Source organism: Methanothermobacter sp. (assembly GCA_030055615.1).
Taxonomy (GTDB): Archaea; Methanobacteriota; Methanobacteria; order Methanobacteriales; family DSM-23052; genus Methanothermobacter_A.
Window position 1 is genome coordinate 84,900 of sequence record JASFYN010000002.1, and the last position, 15,505, is coordinate 100,404.

Genomic DNA, 15,505 nt, shown 5'->3' on the forward strand with positions numbered 1-15,505 from the left:
TCAGCTTCTTCCTTTTATTTTGTATATTTTTATTTTTTTGTTTTCGAAGATTTTTATAAAATTTCCTATGTTTTCACCTAATAGAAATTTTATTAGGAGTGAGTTTCTGTAATTTTTATCCACAATTAGGGTCTTGTTTCCTATTATAATGGAAAATTTGCTTATATCGCCGATTTCCTCGGTTCCGTTCGTGATTATAGAATATACTTTCTCTCCATCGCTTTGATATGCTATTGATCGATTCGTAGCTGGTGATTTTATAGTGGTGGCCATTTCGTCTACTATTATGATGATTAATGGTCTTGTGGTTTTGGGGTGGGTATACTCCAGTACTTTTTTGGATTTTTCATCTGATAGGCCGTTTTCTTTTAATATTTTATGTGCAGTTTTTTTATCTACTGCTAGTATATTCTGGAGTATTGTGTATGAGCGTGTTTTGTTGTGGGTGTAATTGTTGAGAAGGAGATAAGCTTGGTCTCCGTTTGTGGCGAGCATCTTAAAAATGTTTTCTGCGAGGCTGGGATTGTCTGTTGTGAGTGCAAGGTTTATCCAATAGTCACGGGCTGTTGTGGGGACTTCTGGATCTAAGTTATGATCTACCAGTATCCTCTTATGGGTAGTGTTTCGATGTAGGCTAGTCTACCATCAAATGCAACGGGTCTGTTGGATTCGCTAGCGAAAAAATGGCCATAACTCCAATCCGTGATTATAACAGTATCTTCCGGGGTGTTATTGTTTATCCATTGGGCGGCTTCCATGAAATAATCATCATAACCTGGTTTAAAATTGGATGTTACACTTAAAAGTAAGAAAAATTGGAAAAATATAACAAATAATATATCCAACTGTAGGATATGAAGTATCTTATTTTTGTGGATGTTGTTTAATTTGTCTTTTAGGGTGTTTTTAAATTCGTGCCAGAATATTCCAGCTAAAATAGATAGGGGTGGAATAAGTAAAATAATGAACCTAGCACCTTTAAGTGTGGAAAAAAGTGCTGAAACAGTCCACAAAATTATAATAAGCCCAATTAAAGATTTAGCGCGCTTATATATTGTAAATAAGCCAATAAGTCCAAAAACGAAAGTTAATGGGGATACAATAACTATAAATGTTTCTATATTGGGTTTTTGCAATTCTGCAACGTTCTTGTATGGATCGGGCCATGGATACCAAATATTCTCCCCACGCAGAAGATAACCAAGTTGGGTATAAGGGGCCATGAGCGCATTATAAAGGCTGAATATATTAAAGATTCCAATAAGGCAAATCGAAACTGAAATAAAGGATAAGAATAAAGTAAGGTCTCTACGTTTGATGAAATTGTAAATGAGAGCTATTATAATAATGTAGAAATAGTATATCCATCCATTCCATGCAAGTGAAAAAAGAAAGAGGAAGAAACCAGAGCAACCAGCTAGTATCATCCTATCCCTTTTTATCTTTGCATTTTCAGCCTCGAAAATTAACCATATTATAAGAAGTGGTAATGTTATATTCAACATATCAGTATCAAAAAATCCGAAATTGGTCTTATAAACATATAATGGGGCTGTTACAATTAACATTCCTGTTATAAAACCTCCAAATTCTCCATTGAGTCTTCGGGAGAATAAAAATCCTATAACACCGGCTAATGGGCCCAAGGCTGTGGGAAGCCATAAACACACTTCCCTTAAATTCATAGAATTTATAAAATTCAAAATATAATAGAATCCGACTGTAATATATGGGAGGAGCGGGGGGTAATCTACTGGGACGCCTGGGGGATAATATGAGTGTAAATCCCATGGTTTTCCATTGATAATCTTATCTCCCAAATTACCATGCTCTAATAGATTTCTTGTTAGACGATAATTGTAGTATGAGTCGCTTTCTTGAAAATATTGAAGGCCATTATCATCATAGTATAGGTTTTTATCTGGGGATGAAAGCTCATAGTTTCCAATGCGAAGTATAAACCCTAATAGGAATATTATAATGGCTAATATTAAGATGGTTATTTTGGATTTCATTTCATCATCCATACTATTGTGGAGTTGTTCTTGTAAATTGGTTTGAAGTGTTTTGTTTCTTCTTTGAGGATTACAAGTTTTACAAAGAGCGAATCTTGGAAACCATTATCTGTTATGATAGCCCAATTTTTATCCAGGAGGAATATTATGGAAAAATTGCTTTTATCATCGCCAGGTATTATCCTAGTTGAATTTCCATCTTTTATCAGAGTTTTATATGGTTTTTTGTTTCCCCATGATCCGCCAGTTTCCTTGTCTAGGTTAACATTATTAGAATAATGTCTTATTTGGCCGGTGTCATTTGATGAACCGAAAGAATAAATGTAATCATGACCCCCCGGTTTATTGAAGTCCCACCGACCATAATAAGAATACCATTGTCCAATTGGTATCATATTGTCACATGTTAATATGATACATGGTTGTTTCTTTAATGGATGCGTGTATGAGAGTAGCCTTTCAGTGAATAGGGGGTCCATATTATATTTTTCTTTTAATATCCTCCTTGCTTCCTTTTTATCAACGCCCAGTATGTCATCTAGGATTTTTACGGTTAATTGTGTATTTCCTGTTTTGTTTTCTAGTAACTCTATTGGCTTATCGTCACTTGTAGATAGCATGTTGAATATGCCGATAGATAAGCTTTCGTTATTGGTTGTGAAAGCATGATGGATCCAATAAGCTCTAGAACCGAATTGGCTCATGCCGTCAATAAGAACTGGCCTTTGGGAGAAGGCCTCGAGTGGACATCCGTAACTCCACTCACTAATGATAACAGTAGATTGTGATGTTTCATTTTTTATCCAAGAACACGCAAGTACAAAATCGTCATCAACACAAGGTTCAAAACGAACCTTTGATGCTTGTACAACAGAAATCATAGATAACAAAATCACCAAGGCTAATATAAGAGTTCTTCTGGACTTTTTTAATTGTTTGAATGGTGAATGTTTAAGATAAGAACCGATAACCCCGAAGAGTAATCCAGCGCATATTGTAAGTGGTGGTATAGCCAATAAGGCGAAACGTAAAGCTAGGTAATATGCTAAGTTACCTATTATAAGCCATGTTAATAGTAAAATGAAAGGATACCAAGTAAGCCGTGGAAGATGAATTCTCCTGACTTTATCCCTTAACATGATGCTCCCGACTATTATAGCCCCAAATAACCCGAGGCCCATATTCAAGGGGCCAGCTGCTGATAAAAATTCATCAAAACTTGGAACACGTAATTCACTTATGGATTCATATTCACTAGGCCATCCGTTAAAAGTTAATGGCTTAAATGTGAACCCAAAAAAAGTTGAAAAAATTGTAAGATAATCCAAACGTCCAAGTAATAGTATACTGGCGAAGGAGACTATAATAAAAATTGTTAGTTTTTTGATAAAACCTGTTATCTTTTCCCCCTTGGCTTTGAGGAATATTATATAGGATACACTTGATAAAATTATGATGTAAAATATGTAGGGCCAGCCATTCCATGCAAGTGAGAACATAGCAAGTGACAGAGACGATAAGATGAGGGGTATCAGATAGTTTTTCTTTATTTCTATGGCTTTGCAAAAGAAGAAAGCAACAAGAACCGGGAAAAGAATATTGAATATGTCAGTATCATAGAATCCTGGTACAGTTCTGAAGAAATAAGACGGTGCTATAACTAGTAGTATTCCGGCTAGTAGGCCTGGTAGGTTACCAGCGTATCTTCTGACAAAAAAGAATGTTGGGATACCTGCTAGTGGGCCCATAACCGCTGGTAACCAAAAACAAGCTTCTATAAGATCAACGGTGGTGAAAAGATTCAAGAACTTGTAGAATATTATGCTAATCCAGAGAATAAGTGGAGGCCAGCTCACTTTCATGCCAGGCGGATAGTATGAGTGTAGGTCCCATGGTTTTCCGTCTATTATCTTGTCTCCAGGGTGTCCATGATCTAATATGTTAGTGGTTAGGCGGTAGTTGTAGTATGAGTCGGGTTCGTACATGTATGGTAGGCCATTCTCATCAGTGAAGTATGCTTTCTCGGTACTGTTCATGTGTTTGAGTTTGATAGTTTCTATGCGTGTGAGAAAGCCTACGAAGAATATTATCAAGATTATTGTGCAGATTTTTAACTTTTCATCCAATGGGGGTCACACCTTGTAGAGTTTTGGGTTTAGGCGGGGTATCATGGCCATTAGTATGCATTGTTCTGTGTTTTTTGTCCGGTCTAGTAGGCCTTTGGTGAGGTAGTATATTGCTCCGGTTTTTTCTCCTAGGTTTTTTATTCCTGTGATTTTGTCCATGATGTCTCCTACTTCTTTGCCTTTTTTGACTTCTTTTATGACTTTTGGTGGGTATTCGAATCCTGCGCTGACTCCTAGTGTGATTGTTTTGCCATTGTAGGTTGCACACCATTGTAGGTCGATGTAACCAGTGAGGGTGTGGGGTACTTTTAGGAGGCCGGATTCTATTCCTATGCTTAGGTCGCAGTCTTGGTATGCTCTTTTGGCCCTGTTTATGGCCCCTTTTATGGTCTGTTCTAGTCCTATGGGTTGGCTTGGGACTCCTGGGTCTACTTTAACTCCTTTGACTTGTACTTTTGTGTATATTTTTTCTAGGACATTTTTCGCTGCTTTTATTTTGACTGGGTTTTTTGACCCGACTTTGACTTTCAATTTTATCACTTGAGTATTTTGCCTTTTTTGTCTATTTCTCCTTTTCTGATCCTGGTGGATGATATTGGTTGGCCGTCTTCTGCCTTTACCATTTTTATTGTTATTATATCCATTGGGGGTATGTTTTTTTCTTTTCGGATTTTGTTTATTTTTTCTGCTGTGGGTTGTGTTTCTTCGCTTACTATTATGGCTTCGAATTTTTTGTCGTTGATGGTGGGACCATATGGGTCTTCTAGTTTTTCTATGTAGAAGTTTTTGTATCCTTTCTTTGCTAAGTATTTTTTTAGGTTTTTTATTCTGGTTTGGCATGGTTCTATTGGGTCTTTTTGGGCTGCGAATTTGTCTGATGTTACTCCTATGGCTACTGTCTCTGCTACTTTGAATGCTTTTTCTAGTAGGGTTTGGTGGCCTTTGTGGAATTTGTCGAATGTCCCCCCTACCGCCACTAGTTTATATTTTTTTGTCAAGGTTTTTCACCCTATAGGTTAATTAGGATGTGTAGATATAATAGGTTTTGATATGTTGCGTGAGTATAATGTTGTGGTGAAGGATCCGCGTTTTGTGGATGTGCGTGTAGCTAGTGTCTATCCTAGTTTTTATAGGGTGGCCATGTCATCGTTGGGTTATCATATCATTTATGATTTTTTGAATTCCCGGGAGGATGTTTGGTGTGAGAGGTTTATTTACCCTTATCGTGGGAGTTTTGAATCTTCTAGTCTTCTCAGGGATTTTGATATTATAAGTTTTTCGATACATTATGAGGAGGATTATTTTAGGGTTCTTGAAATGTTGCATCAGGGTGGTCTAGAACCCCGTAAGAATAGAAGGGTTGGGCCTTTAGTGGTTGCTGGGGGTCCGACTGTAACTGCTAATCCTCTTCCTTTGGCAGATTTTGTTGATCTTTTTGTTATTGGGGAGGCCGAGCCTGTCTTGGATGAGCTGGTGGATACTTTCATAGGATTGAATGATCCTCGTGGAGAATTGGATGAATTTAAGGATATAAAGGGTGTTTATGTGCCTGATAATCCTGTTGAGCGTGTCATAGTTGAGGATATGGACAGTGCTTGTCATCCTATTCGTCAGATTGTTTCTGAGTCTGATGATCCTAATTTTAAACCGTCTCTTGGCCGTTCATTCCTTTTGGGAGTTTCTAGGGGTTGTGTTCGTGGTTGCAGGTTTTGCATGTCAGGCTACCTTTATCGTCCAAAACGTGAAACGTCCCTTGGTAAACTTTTTGAGGTTGCAAAACGTGGTAAAAGGGCTACTGGCCTTGATAGTGTATCATTGATAGGTGCTGCTGCATCTGATTATTCTAGGATAGATGATCTGTGTGAAGGATTAGTTGATATGGGTTTCAGGGTTAGTATGCCATCTCTTCGGATAGAATCCGTGACAGAGAATCTACTTGAGGTGCTTGCAAGAAGCGGTTTAAGGACTGTGACATTGGCCCCAGAATCCATTTGGAAGCTTAGAAGAAGATTGAACAAGCCTATCAGTGATGATAAAGTGTTCGAGGTTACCAGGATGGCTATCGAAAAGGGTTTGTCTGTTAAAATGTATTTCTTGGTCGGAACCCCATGGGAAACCTTGGAGGATCTCAAGAAACTTGCAGATTTTATAAGAGGATTGTCTAGGTTGGGGCCTGTTAAGTTTAGTATAAACCCTCTCGTACCTAAACCTCACACTCCACTCCAGTGGGAGGCTTTCAACTTAGATGATATAAAGGATAAGATGAGTTTTTTGAAATCAGAATTGCGGGGGGTGCCTGTTAAAATGGGGAGTCCAAGGTTGGCTCTTATACAACATGTGCTCTCTACTGGCGGGCCTGAAGTTTCAAAGTTGATAGAGGCGGGTTGGCAAGGGAAAACAACACTAAAGGATTGGATGTTAAAATCTCGGGGTCGTGAACTTGGAGAGGAGTTGCCATGGAGTAAAATAGATGTTGGTCTTAGGGATGATCTTATAATGGAAGAGTACCTAAAAATGAGGGAAGATAAGTTAACATCTTATTGTGAATTGGGTTCATGTTATAAATGTCTTAAGAGGCCATGTGAGAGTTGATATTAATGTATGCTAGGAGATTGAAGGGTATAAGTTTGTCAAGGATTCGTAAAATGTTCGACGTCAAAGGAGAGGATATAATAAACCTTGGAATCGGCGAACCAGACTTCAACATCCCAGAAGGTTCCAAGAATGCCATAATAGATGCCCTGGAGGAAGGATTCACACATTACACCCCTAATAAGGGAATATTAGAGCTTAGGGAGGCTATAGCAGAAAAATTAAAAGTTGAAAATAATATCAGAAGGGATCCTGAAGAGATTATAGTAACTGTAGGGGCGAGTGAAGCACTCTACATGTGCGCCCAAGCCTTAATAGATAAAGGAGATGAAGTCATAATACCAGATCCAGGCTTTCTCTCATATGATGCTTGTGTGAAACTTGCAGAAGGCAAACCCATACCTGTACCATTAGAAGGAAAAAACTTTAGGATGAACCCTGAAAAAGTGGAATCCCTAATAGGTGAAAATACAAAGGCCATAATATTAAATTCACCATCCAATCCTACAGGTGCTGTCATGGAAAAGGATGACATCAAGGCCATAGCAGAATTGGCAGAAGAAAAAAACATTATAATAATCTCAGATGAAGTCTATGAAAAGATAATTTATGAAAAGAAACATTACAGTCCAGGACAATTCACAGAAAATGCCATAATAGTGAATGGGTTCTCCAAAACCTATGCAATGACAGGCCTGCGCATAGGTTATCTCACAGCCCCAACTGAGATCATAGAAGAACTCCTAAAAATCCACCAATATAATACTGCCTGCGCGCCATCAATATCCCAAGCAGCAGCCCTAGCAGCCCTAAGAGGTCCTCAAAGAGTTGTTGATCGTATGGTGGCGGAATTCAGGAGACGTAGAGATTTAATGTTCAACAGATTGAATAATATGGGCATAGAATGTAACAAGCCAGGGGGGGCATTTTACATGTTCCCCCATGTAGATGACGAAATAGAATTTACAAATAAAGCCCTCAAAGTGGGTGTTGTTGTCGTCCCAGGGAGTGCATTCGGCCCTAATGGCAAAAACCATGTAAGGCTTTCATATGCAACCTCCTATGAGAAGATAAAAGAGGCTATGGACAGAATCGAAAACATAAAGGTGTGACCCCCATTGGATGATAAAAGAGCCGAACTCGGCAGAAAAGCAGCATATACTGGTATAATAGGTAACATCTTCCTTACCGTGTCGAATTTCATCATCGGAATCATGGCCGGAAGTGTAGCCCTCATAGCAGAAGCCGCCCACACACTCTCTGACATACTAACATCCATTATAACATTCATAGGTTTCAGAATTGGCTTGAAGCCAGCCGACATGGAGCACCCTTATGGTCATGGGAGAGCAGAAGCACTAGCAGGCTTAGTCGTTGTACTCTTCCTAGGGATAGTAGCCTATGAGATACTATCAGAAGCTTACAAGAAATTGTTCATTGTATCAACACCCCCTGATTATATTGCAGCTGTGATGGCACTGGTTGGTATAATCGCAAATTCTATCATGACACATTATATGATGAGTATAGGTAAAAAGATTAACAGTCCCGCTATAATAGCCGATGCACAGCACCAGAAGATCGATATATTCTCATGTACACTTATACTAGCAGGTGTCATAGGATCCAACCTTGGATTAAAATTCCTAGATCCTCTTGTAGCTATCCTAATAGCATTCATAGTTTTGAAAACGGCTTTCGATGTCGGACGTGAAAACATAAACAACATCATGGGTAAAGTTCCCTCAAGGAGTATCATGGCAGAAATTAGGCGGTCCGCAATGTCCATAAAGGGTGTTATGGGTATACACAACGTCCGCATAAACTATTTTGGACCCTATGCCGCTGTGGATCTTCACATAGAAGTTGATGGTGACATGAACCTCAGAGAAGCCCATTGCATATCCCACAAAGTAGAAAAGAAGATAATCGAAGACATAGATCTCATAAAGATAGTGAATGTCCATGCCTGCCCATTCGGCGAAAAATATTAAACCATAGACCCTTCTTTTTTCACAGTCACCTTATAAATTGCTAAAAGCCCCAATAAGATAGGCAATATTATATCAAAGTATAATGGGGCTCCAACATTCCCAGGAGCATAATTCCCCTGGAACATGTCCATTATGTGTATGTAGGCCGCGCCCAAGTAGAATATAGAAAATCCTATTATGGTCGCTGTCCAAAAATCCCCCCTAAACTTCCAAGATAAAAGTCCAAGGACACCATAAGATAAATTGGCTACCGCAACCTCCAACTGGAATGGACTACCAACCAGTCAGCCAATATATGCTGCTATACGTTCACCCATGAAAGCATGTCCTATGAAAGCCCAAATAGAAGATAATCCAACCATCACAACAAGCAAAACCAAAAGAATAGACTCGATAATCACACTCTTTGTCCTTGGCCTCTTATAGACTAAAATCAAGACTAGAATCAAGTTAGAATAGGCCATACATACAGTGGATCCATAATTTCACCAAAATTTTTTGTGTGAGCGCCGGGGACGGGATTTGAACCCGCGAGATCCCGAGGATCATTGGCTTAGCAGGCCAACGCCATACCAGACTAGGCGACCCCGGCTATGATGGGGGCTTGTCCAAGAGTGGACAGTCCTTCTAGTTACTAGTTGGTCCAAGTGTCCAGCTCCACCCCGCGGACCCACAAGCATCAGCTGTCCACGGTAGGGCTGCTCCTTTCCAGGCCTGACCCGGTTCCCGTGGTTAAGATAGTTAACCCCAGCCCTCCAGCCGGGGTCCTATCACCGCTGATCCTGTGGGACGAGGCTTCTACACTAGACACTTGGGCTAGTAACTAGTCGGACTGCCGCCTCTTGGACTTCGACCGCGCCATATAGGGGATTTGCGCTTACAGAGGACCCCTAACCCTCCGGTCTAGCCCCATGCTTATATTTGTTTCGATCTGATATTTTAAGGTTACCCTTTTATAAAGACTATGGTGGATAATATTATATATGGATTTTCTCCTCTTGTTAAGTGTCCTTTTGGGTTTGTATTTTGCCTTTAATATAGCGGCTAATGACATTGGTAATTCTATTGGTACCGCTGTGGGTAGCGGTGCTTTGAGTATGAGGAAGGCTCTTTTTCTAGGTGCTTTTTTCGCTTTCCTAGGGGCTCTGTTTTTCGGTGGTAATGTTATAAGGACTATCGGTGAGGGTATAATACCCTCTGATAGTTTTAGTGTGATTGCTGGGTTTGTTGTTATTTTGACTGCTGCTATTTGGATAACTGTGACATTGTTGCATAGTATACCTATTTCTGGTTCTGATGCTATGGTTAGTGCTGTTATTGGTGTTGGCCTTGTGAGTGTTGGTTGGGCCAACCTGAACCTTGACACTATAGTTTATATAATTTTAAGTTGGATTTTTTCTCCCATGATAGGCTTTTTTTCAGGCTTTTTAACATATTCTATTATAAAGGTAGGAGTTATCAAGCGCGTGAGGAGCATTTCTGTCAGGGATAGGCTGGAGAAGTTTTTCGCATATCTTCAATTGCTTAGTTCGTCTTTTTCCGCGTTTAATGTTGGTGCATTAGATTTTGGGGTGGCTATGGGCGTTCTTTTCACCTTATCAAGGGGGAGTTCAAGTTTTTTAAAGATTGTTGGGGCCTTGGGACTTGTTATGGGTATAATCTTTGTCGGCAATCGCGTGACTGAAACTATAGGTAGGCGCATTACCGAACTTGTACCCACTAGGGGTTTTTCGGCCCAAGTGGCGGCTTCTATTGTCTCTTTTGTTTTTATAGCGTATGGTATGCCCATTTCACCAACTCAGACTCTTGTCGGTTCTGTGATAGGGGTTGGTTTGGCCCATGGGACTTCCGCACTAAAATTTGATGTTATAAAGGATATAGGGTATACTTGGATTTTAACGATACCAGCATGTCTAATATTGGGAGCGGTAATCTATTCTGTTTTTAGAGTTCTTTCAGGACTTTTATGATGTCACCATCAGAGATTATGCCGACGATTTTATCATCTTCTAATACTACCAGTTGATTTATGATGCCTTCGTCTTCGCCATATTCGTACATTTTCTCTATGGCATCTTTTAGGGTTTCATTGGGGGTGATAGTGGCAACATCTTTTACCATGACTTCTTCTACCCTCGTACCTAATTCGTAATTGTCTAGTATGAGGTTGTGGCCTAGGTCTGTTGCTGTCACTATACCTATGAGTTTTCCTTGGTCTTCAACTGGTAGTGCGCTTATTTTATGTTTCATTAGTTTTTCGAATGCGAACACCACGTCCTCTGATGGTTTGACTGTGATGGGATCTGGTGTCATAACATCTTTGATTTTTATTTTATTCAATTTCTTCGGCAACTTCTTTGCCTCCTTTGACTGTTGTCTTAGTAAGGGATTTTATGATTGAATCGATTGTGGTGACAACATCAATGTTTTCGATGACTGGCACATTATATTTCCTGGCCTGGGCCTCAAAGTACTTGTGGATCCTCCTTATAGCCCAGAAGTAACTTATGTACCTTTTTAGGGGTCTTCTGGCCCATGTTTGTCTGCATCTTGAATAGAATCTTCCTTTGTGGATGTTCTCATCTGGTACTGTTAAAACGAACATTGCAACGTTTTCTTTGTTCACGAGGTCTTCGCGTATGAATCCTGGTACGATGTGAACGCCTTCGATCACGATACTTATACCTTCTTTGAGGGCTCTTTCGATTACGGCTTCCACGCCAACGCTAACTGTATCTACATGGTCTCTGAATCCTATTAGGACTTCGTCGAGTTCTGGTGGGGGTGGTATCCTAAGTGATTGGTATGCTGTGTAACTTGACTCATATAGTGAGGGGAGGAGGTCCCTAGATACTATTTTGCGCATTACTTCCCTTATCATGTCTGTGCTTATCATGTTCCTTATACCGAGGCGGTTGGCGACCTCGAATGCTATTGATGATGTGCCGACACCTGATGCCCCACCTATAAGTATTATTAGAGGTTCTTTATGCTCTCTTATACGCCTCCATAGCATGTATTTTTCTGCTATCTCCTTGTCTTCTTTTTTAAGTTTATTGAATACGATCTCTACTAGTTCATCTATTGTTATGAGGTCTATGTTCTTCTTTTTAAGGTAAGCTTCTATCTTTGATGCAAATGTATAGGCCTTGTTCGGGTCCATTTCGGCTCTGGTTAATGACCTTGCGAGAACTCCCTTAGAGAATGGTTCTGTATACTTTTTACCACTCACTTCTCCCTGGACCATTATCATATGATTTCACCCCATAAAAAAGAAAAAGGACCCCCCCAGATTTTGTGTTTGTGTGGGGGGGGTTTGAGATCCCCTCCTTCCTTTTTTATCTTCACAAGATTTTTGTGGGATCATCCTAGCTTTATGAATTTTGTATCTATTTTGCTATCGTCTATTTTTATTAGGCATGCTTCTCCCTTGGAGGTTTCTCCAGGATTTATTATGATAGTGTTTCCTATCCTGTCTTCTCCCCTGCCCTCGTGGATGTGGCCGCAGATATTGAGTTTTGGTTGGTGTTCTTCTATTATCTTTCTTATGCTTTTGCTGCCTACGTGTTCTCCGTTGGGTAGTTTGTCTGCTTGTGTACCATGTGGAGGTGCATGTGTTATGAGGATTGTTATATCATCTTTTATTGTGCCTTTGAGGATTTTGTATATTTCATCTTCTTCGAATTCTAGTGGGGTGTTGAATGGTGTTGGATTTGACCCTCCTAGGCCACAGAATGTAATTCCTTTTATATTGGTGGTTTTGGCGTGGATGTTTAGTGCCTTGGAATTTTCTATATGGGAGTGTATACCATGGGGGTCGCAGTTTCCTGGTACTGCTAGTACTGGTATTTTATGAGCTGCTATGTCATCTAGGATGTCCTTTGCAAGTTCTGGTGGTCCGAAGTGTGTTATGTCCCCTGCTATTATTATCAGGTCTACTTTGTTTTCTTGGAGGTATTGGTGGAGCGTCCCTGGGTTTATTCCATGGAGGTCGCTAAGTGCAAGGATATTCATCTCATTATCACCCCTATAGAATATTTTAAAGGTAAAATTGGGAGCCCTGTAGGGGGAGTGTTCACTCGTGGAAGAAGGAACCTATCTCCCTAAGAGCCTTCTTTATATTCTTTTTTTCTCCGTAGACTGCTATTAGGTCGTCTTCTTCGAATTCTATTATGAGTTTGTATTCTTCTGCTATTTCTTGGACTCTGTCTTCTGCTAATGGCTCTTGTAGGTGGACTCTTGCGAGTGAGAATCCTGGTGGCGCCCCGATTATAAATCGGGTTCTTGGCTCCGGAACTCTATATAGTTCTTCCCCTAGTGAAGCTCTTTTAAGTTTTTCAATCCATTGTCCTTGGTAGTCTTTGTCGACAGATTCTGCAATCTCTAGTAGTGTCTCCTGGATTTCGTTTAGCATCTCGTTTATTCTTTTCAATTCTTTTATCATCTTGGGATTGGTCGTGTCTGTCTTGTAAAAGTTTATTGATGCTTTTACTAGTCGCATTTCCTCGTTTATACTCTTAGGTACCTCTAATCCCCTTTTTTTCAAATCTGTTAATAATCCTAGGAGTACCATCCAAGTTTGTTCTACTGGTAGGGTCATAAGTGTCCTTCCAGTATCTTTAATGTGGTGTGGTTTATCTTGGCACCTGCCTCTTTAAGTTCTTCTTTGATCTCATCCAGGTTATTATAGGATTCTAAGAATAGTATGTGGTAGCTGTTGGTGCCTACTATGTTGAGTACTGCTATTTCTTCATCTTCTTTGATCTTCTTCTTTTTGAGTGCTGCGTGGAAGTCTGCAAATTTAGCGTATTCTTCGGGCAATTCTGCGTATTTATAGATTCCGCGCAGTGTTGCTATGAACAATATGGATACACCTCATTTTTTCAAGCTTTATATAAAAACTAGGAGTGTTTGTTATATAAGTAATTTTCTAAGAAAAAAGTGGAGAAAAAGATTATAAAATGTGGTGGGGGTCTTCTATTCTCCCCCTATCGTGATGTCTTTCTCGGCTAAGGATTCTTCTATCTTTCTTATCACTGGATTCACTTCAATGTTGTGAGCGTCTATGACTATGTCTTTTATGTCAAGGTCCATTGCTAGTCCGAGTAGTTGTGCGAGGTGAAGTACTGGCATGTTAAATTCTTCTCCGAATTTCTCTTTGATCTCTATCTGGCCCCTGTCAAATTGTAAGTGGCAGAATGGGCATACGTTGACTACTACGTCGGCTCCTGCCTCTTGCATGTTTATTAGTTTTTCTCGTGTGAAGTCTAATGCCACCTCTAGGTCTCGTGATCTTACACCTCCACCTGCGCCGCAGCACATCATCTTATCCTTGTATGGTATTGATTTTGCACCTGTAACCTCTACTAGCTCGTCTAAGATGGTTGGATTTTCCGGGTTGTCAATACCGATCTCTTCACTTGGTTTTAAGAAGTGACAACCATAGTGTACTGCCACGTTTAAATTGAGTGGCTTCTTGACCAATTCTGATAATTTGTCGAGTCCGACATCATTATATAATATTTCGGCAAAATGCCTTACATTGATTGTTCCTTTGTATTCTCTGCCAACTTCTTTGAGTACTTCATTGACTTTGTTTCTCATTTCTTCGTTTTCTTTGAGTAAGTGGTTTGCCTCGAATAATGAACCGAAGCATCCGTTACATTCTGTCATGAGGTCTTCGCCCATTTCTTCTGCGATTGTTATGTTTCTTGCTGCGATAGATGCCCATGTTGTCCTATCGAATGATCCGAAGACACCAGGGGCTGGGCAGCAGGATGCTCCTTCCATGTCTTTTAATTCTATTCCTAGTTTGTCGAATAATACGCGTGTTGCCTTTTCTATTCCGGGGTATCTGTTGTTCATTATGCAACCTAAAAAGTATGCGAATGCCATCTTTCTAGCCTCCACATTTTTATTCTATTTCACCTGTTTCCCAGTTGTATCCTATGAGTGAATCGAATCCTGTTGTTTTTATGATTTTCTGAACTTCTTCAAGGGCTTCTGGGAATGAGTGTGTTGTTGGTGGCAATTCTCCCAGGCCTACAGCATCCCTTAATTGTTTTGTGGCGTCGTCTATTGGTACTCCGTGGCCTGTTTTTATAACGAATGAGCCGACGGCCTTGTGTACTGGGGACATGTATCCTGCTTTGGCTGCTTCGTTTCTTATTAGTTTTATAACGTCAACTATTTTGACTTTCCTTGGGCATCTTTCCTGGCAGGAATAGCAGGTTGTGCACATCCATAGTGCTGGGTCTGATAGGAGCTGGTCTTTCAAGCCCATGTTTGCTTTTCTGATTATCTGTCGTACTTTGTAGGGTGTTCTCCTACCTGATGGGCAAGATCCTGTGCATGTTCCACATTGGAAACAATATTCAAGGCTTTCTCCACCAGCTGCTTTAACTTCTTCGGAGAATTCCTTGTCTACATCACTTCTTCTTATAAGTTCTTCTTCTCCTTTTAACAGAGTCATTATATCACTCCTTTCAGGTTTTTCTTCTTTTTCAACTTTTTCTTCTTCGGTTTCTTCACTGACCTCTTCAGGTTTTTCTGGCTCCTCCTTAGCAACTTCCTCTTTAACCTCTTCAGGTTTTTCTGGCTCCTCCTTAGCAACTTCCTCTTTAGCTTCCTTTTCTTTTTTGGCCTTAATTTCTTCTTTCGCTGGTTTCTCTGTTTCTTTTTCTTCGGGTTTTTCTTCACCTATTAATAATCTTTTTAGGCGTTCTAGTATGGACATTATTTTCACGCCCTACCATTGGGGGGTGTCACTGGTTCCTGT

18 protein-coding genes, 1 tRNA gene and 1 other RNA gene are annotated in these 15,505 nt (G+C 40.0%); 5 read left to right on the top strand and 15 right to left on the bottom strand.

Going from position 1 to position 15,505, the window contains the following annotated elements; genetic code table 11:
• The 5 genes from QFX38_03635 to QFX38_03655 form a co-directional block, all read right to left on the bottom strand.
• On the bottom strand, nt 1-495 hold the full coding sequence (locus tag QFX38_03635) for a hypothetical protein (GenBank protein MDI9623962.1): 495 nt from the start codon (nt 493-495) through the stop codon (nt 1-3).
• A 101-nt stretch (nt 496-596) separates the two neighbouring features.
• On the bottom strand, nt 597-2,015 hold the full coding sequence (locus QFX38_03640; GenBank protein ID MDI9623963.1) for an STT3 domain-containing protein: 1,419 nt from the start codon (nt 2,013-2,015) through the stop codon (nt 597-599).
• Nucleotides 2,012-4,141 (bottom strand): STT3 domain-containing protein, encoded by a 2,130-nt coding sequence (locus tag QFX38_03645; protein MDI9623964.1) that lies wholly within the window; start codon nt 4,139-4,141, stop codon nt 2,012-2,014. The genes QFX38_03640 and QFX38_03645 overlap by 4 nt, the downstream gene beginning before the upstream one ends.
• Before the next feature lie 6 nt (nt 4,142-4,147).
• Nucleotides 4,148-4,672 (bottom strand): inosine/xanthosine triphosphatase, encoded by a 525-nt coding sequence (gene yjjX, locus QFX38_03650; protein ID MDI9623965.1) that lies wholly within the window; start codon nt 4,670-4,672, stop codon nt 4,148-4,150.
• Nucleotides 4,673-4,677: 5 nt separating this feature from the next.
• Complete coding sequence (locus QFX38_03655) at nt 4,678-5,139, bottom strand: phosphopantetheine adenylyltransferase (protein ID MDI9623966.1); 462 nt, start codon at nt 5,137-5,139, stop codon at nt 4,678-4,680.
• Between the two features lie 52 nt (nt 5,140-5,191).
• Here QFX38_03655 and QFX38_03660 point away from each other — a divergent pair, with 52 nt between their 5' ends.
• The 3 genes from QFX38_03660 to QFX38_03670 are packed head-to-tail and all read left to right on the top strand — an operon-like array spanning nt 5,192 to nt 8,727.
• A complete protein-coding gene (locus tag QFX38_03660; GenBank protein MDI9623967.1) occupies nt 5,192-6,733 on the top strand; it encodes a radical SAM protein in 1,542 nt (513 codons plus the stop codon).
• Nucleotides 6,733-7,845, top strand: a complete 1,113-nt coding sequence (locus QFX38_03665) for a pyridoxal phosphate-dependent aminotransferase (protein MDI9623968.1) — start codon at nt 6,733-6,735, stop codon at nt 7,843-7,845. Before QFX38_03660 ends, QFX38_03665 begins: the two co-directional genes overlap by 1 nt.
• A 6-nt stretch (nt 7,846-7,851) precedes the next feature.
• Entirely contained in the window at nt 7,852-8,727 is an 876-nt protein-coding gene (locus tag QFX38_03670) for a cation diffusion facilitator family transporter (GenBank protein ID MDI9623969.1), read from the top strand.
• Here QFX38_03670 and QFX38_03675 read toward each other — a convergent pair.
• Nucleotides 8,724-8,990: a hypothetical protein gene (locus QFX38_03675; protein MDI9623970.1), complete on the bottom strand. Its 267-nt coding sequence runs from the start codon at nt 8,988-8,990 to the stop codon at nt 8,724-8,726. The genes QFX38_03670 and QFX38_03675 overlap by 4 nt on opposite strands.
• On the opposite strand from QFX38_03675, the gene QFX38_03680 reads away from it, so the two are divergent.
• Nucleotides 8,971-9,153: a hypothetical protein gene (locus QFX38_03680; protein MDI9623971.1), complete on the top strand. Its 183-nt coding sequence runs from the start codon at nt 8,971-8,973 to the stop codon at nt 9,151-9,153. The two genes, QFX38_03675 and QFX38_03680, sit on opposite strands and share 20 nt — an antisense overlap.
• Before the next feature lie 81 nt (nt 9,154-9,234).
• Here QFX38_03680 and QFX38_03685 read toward each other — a convergent pair.
• Together QFX38_03685 and ffs are read right to left on the bottom strand one after the other, a co-directional pair.
• Nucleotides 9,235-9,319, bottom strand: a tRNA-Ser gene (locus tag QFX38_03685).
• Nucleotides 9,320-9,323: 4 nt separating this feature from the next.
• Nucleotides 9,324-9,640: signal recognition particle sRNA (gene ffs, locus QFX38_03690), an RNA gene on the bottom strand.
• Nucleotides 9,641-9,710: 70 nt separating this feature from the next.
• On the opposite strand from ffs, the gene QFX38_03695 reads away from it, so the two are divergent.
• Complete coding sequence (locus tag QFX38_03695) at nt 9,711-10,697, top strand: inorganic phosphate transporter (GenBank protein ID MDI9623972.1); 987 nt, start codon at nt 9,711-9,713, stop codon at nt 10,695-10,697.
• On the opposite strand, the gene QFX38_03700 is transcribed toward QFX38_03695, so the two are convergent.
• The 7 genes from QFX38_03700 to hdrC form a co-directional block, all read right to left on the bottom strand.
• Nucleotides 10,672-11,040, bottom strand: a complete 369-nt coding sequence (locus QFX38_03700; protein ID MDI9623973.1) for a CBS domain-containing protein — start codon at nt 11,038-11,040, stop codon at nt 10,672-10,674. The genes QFX38_03695 and QFX38_03700 overlap by 26 nt on opposite strands.
• Nucleotides 11,041-11,059: 19 nt before the next feature.
• On the bottom strand, nt 11,060-11,980 hold the full coding sequence (locus QFX38_03705; GenBank protein MDI9623974.1) for a 2-phosphoglycerate kinase: 921 nt from the start codon (nt 11,978-11,980) through the stop codon (nt 11,060-11,062).
• Between the two features lie 110 nt (nt 11,981-12,090).
• Nucleotides 12,091-12,741 carry a metallophosphoesterase gene (locus QFX38_03710; protein ID MDI9623975.1) on the bottom strand — a complete coding sequence of 217 codons (651 nt, stop codon included), beginning with the start codon at nt 12,739-12,741 and terminating at the stop codon, nt 12,091-12,093.
• Between the two features lie 61 nt (nt 12,742-12,802).
• Nucleotides 12,803-13,327, bottom strand: coding sequence for a DUF2096 domain-containing protein (locus tag QFX38_03715; GenBank protein MDI9623976.1), 525 nt, complete (start codon nt 13,325-13,327; stop codon nt 12,803-12,805).
• Nucleotides 13,324-13,590, bottom strand: a complete 267-nt coding sequence (locus QFX38_03720) for a DUF749 domain-containing protein (GenBank protein MDI9623977.1) — start codon at nt 13,588-13,590, stop codon at nt 13,324-13,326. The genes QFX38_03715 and QFX38_03720 overlap by 4 nt, the downstream gene beginning before the upstream one ends.
• A 114-nt stretch (nt 13,591-13,704) precedes the next feature.
• Complete coding sequence (hdrB, locus tag QFX38_03725) at nt 13,705-14,622, bottom strand: CoB--CoM heterodisulfide reductase subunit B (protein ID MDI9623978.1); 918 nt, start codon at nt 14,620-14,622, stop codon at nt 13,705-13,707.
• 19 nt (nt 14,623-14,641) lie between these two features.
• The gene (gene hdrC, locus QFX38_03730; GenBank protein ID MDI9623979.1) at nt 14,642-15,463 is read right to left on the bottom strand and encodes a CoB--CoM heterodisulfide reductase subunit C; all 822 of its coding nucleotides are present in this window, start codon (nt 15,461-15,463) and stop codon (nt 14,642-14,644) included.
• Between the last annotated feature and the right edge of the window lie 42 nt (nt 15,464-15,505).

Bases quoted from the DNA above. Each gene is read 5' to 3' on its own strand.
- QFX38_03660 (MDI9623967.1), top strand. From the start codon at position 5,192: ATGTTGCGTGAGTATAATGTTGTGGTGAAGGATCCGCGTTTTGTGGAT.
- QFX38_03695 (MDI9623972.1), top strand. From the start codon at position 9,711: ATGGATTTTCTCCTCTTGTTAAGTGTCCTTTTGGGTTTGTATTTTGCC.
- QFX38_03705 (MDI9623974.1), bottom strand. From the start codon at position 11,980: ATGATAATGGTCCAGGGAGAAGTGAGTGGTAAAAAGTATACAGAACCA.
- hdrC (MDI9623979.1), bottom strand. From the start codon at position 15,463: ATGTCCATACTAGAACGCCTAAAAAGATTATTAATAGGTGAAGAAAAA.
- hdrB (MDI9623978.1), bottom strand. From the start codon at position 14,622: ATGGCATTCGCATACTTTTTAGGTTGCATAATGAACAACAGATACCCC.
- QFX38_03710 (MDI9623975.1), bottom strand. From the start codon at position 12,741: ATGAATATCCTTGCACTTAGCGACCTCCATGGAATAAACCCAGGGACG.
- QFX38_03700 (MDI9623973.1), bottom strand. From the start codon at position 11,040: ATGACACCAGATCCCATCACAGTCAAACCATCAGAGGACGTGGTGTTC.
- QFX38_03715 (MDI9623976.1), bottom strand. From the start codon at position 13,327: ATGACCCTACCAGTAGAACAAACTTGGATGGTACTCCTAGGATTATTA.
- QFX38_03640 (MDI9623963.1), bottom strand. From the start codon at position 2,015: ATGAAATCCAAAATAACCATCTTAATATTAGCCATTATAATATTCCTA.
- QFX38_03635 (MDI9623962.1), bottom strand. From the start codon at position 495: ATGCTCGCCACAAACGGAGACCAAGCTTATCTCCTTCTCAACAATTAC.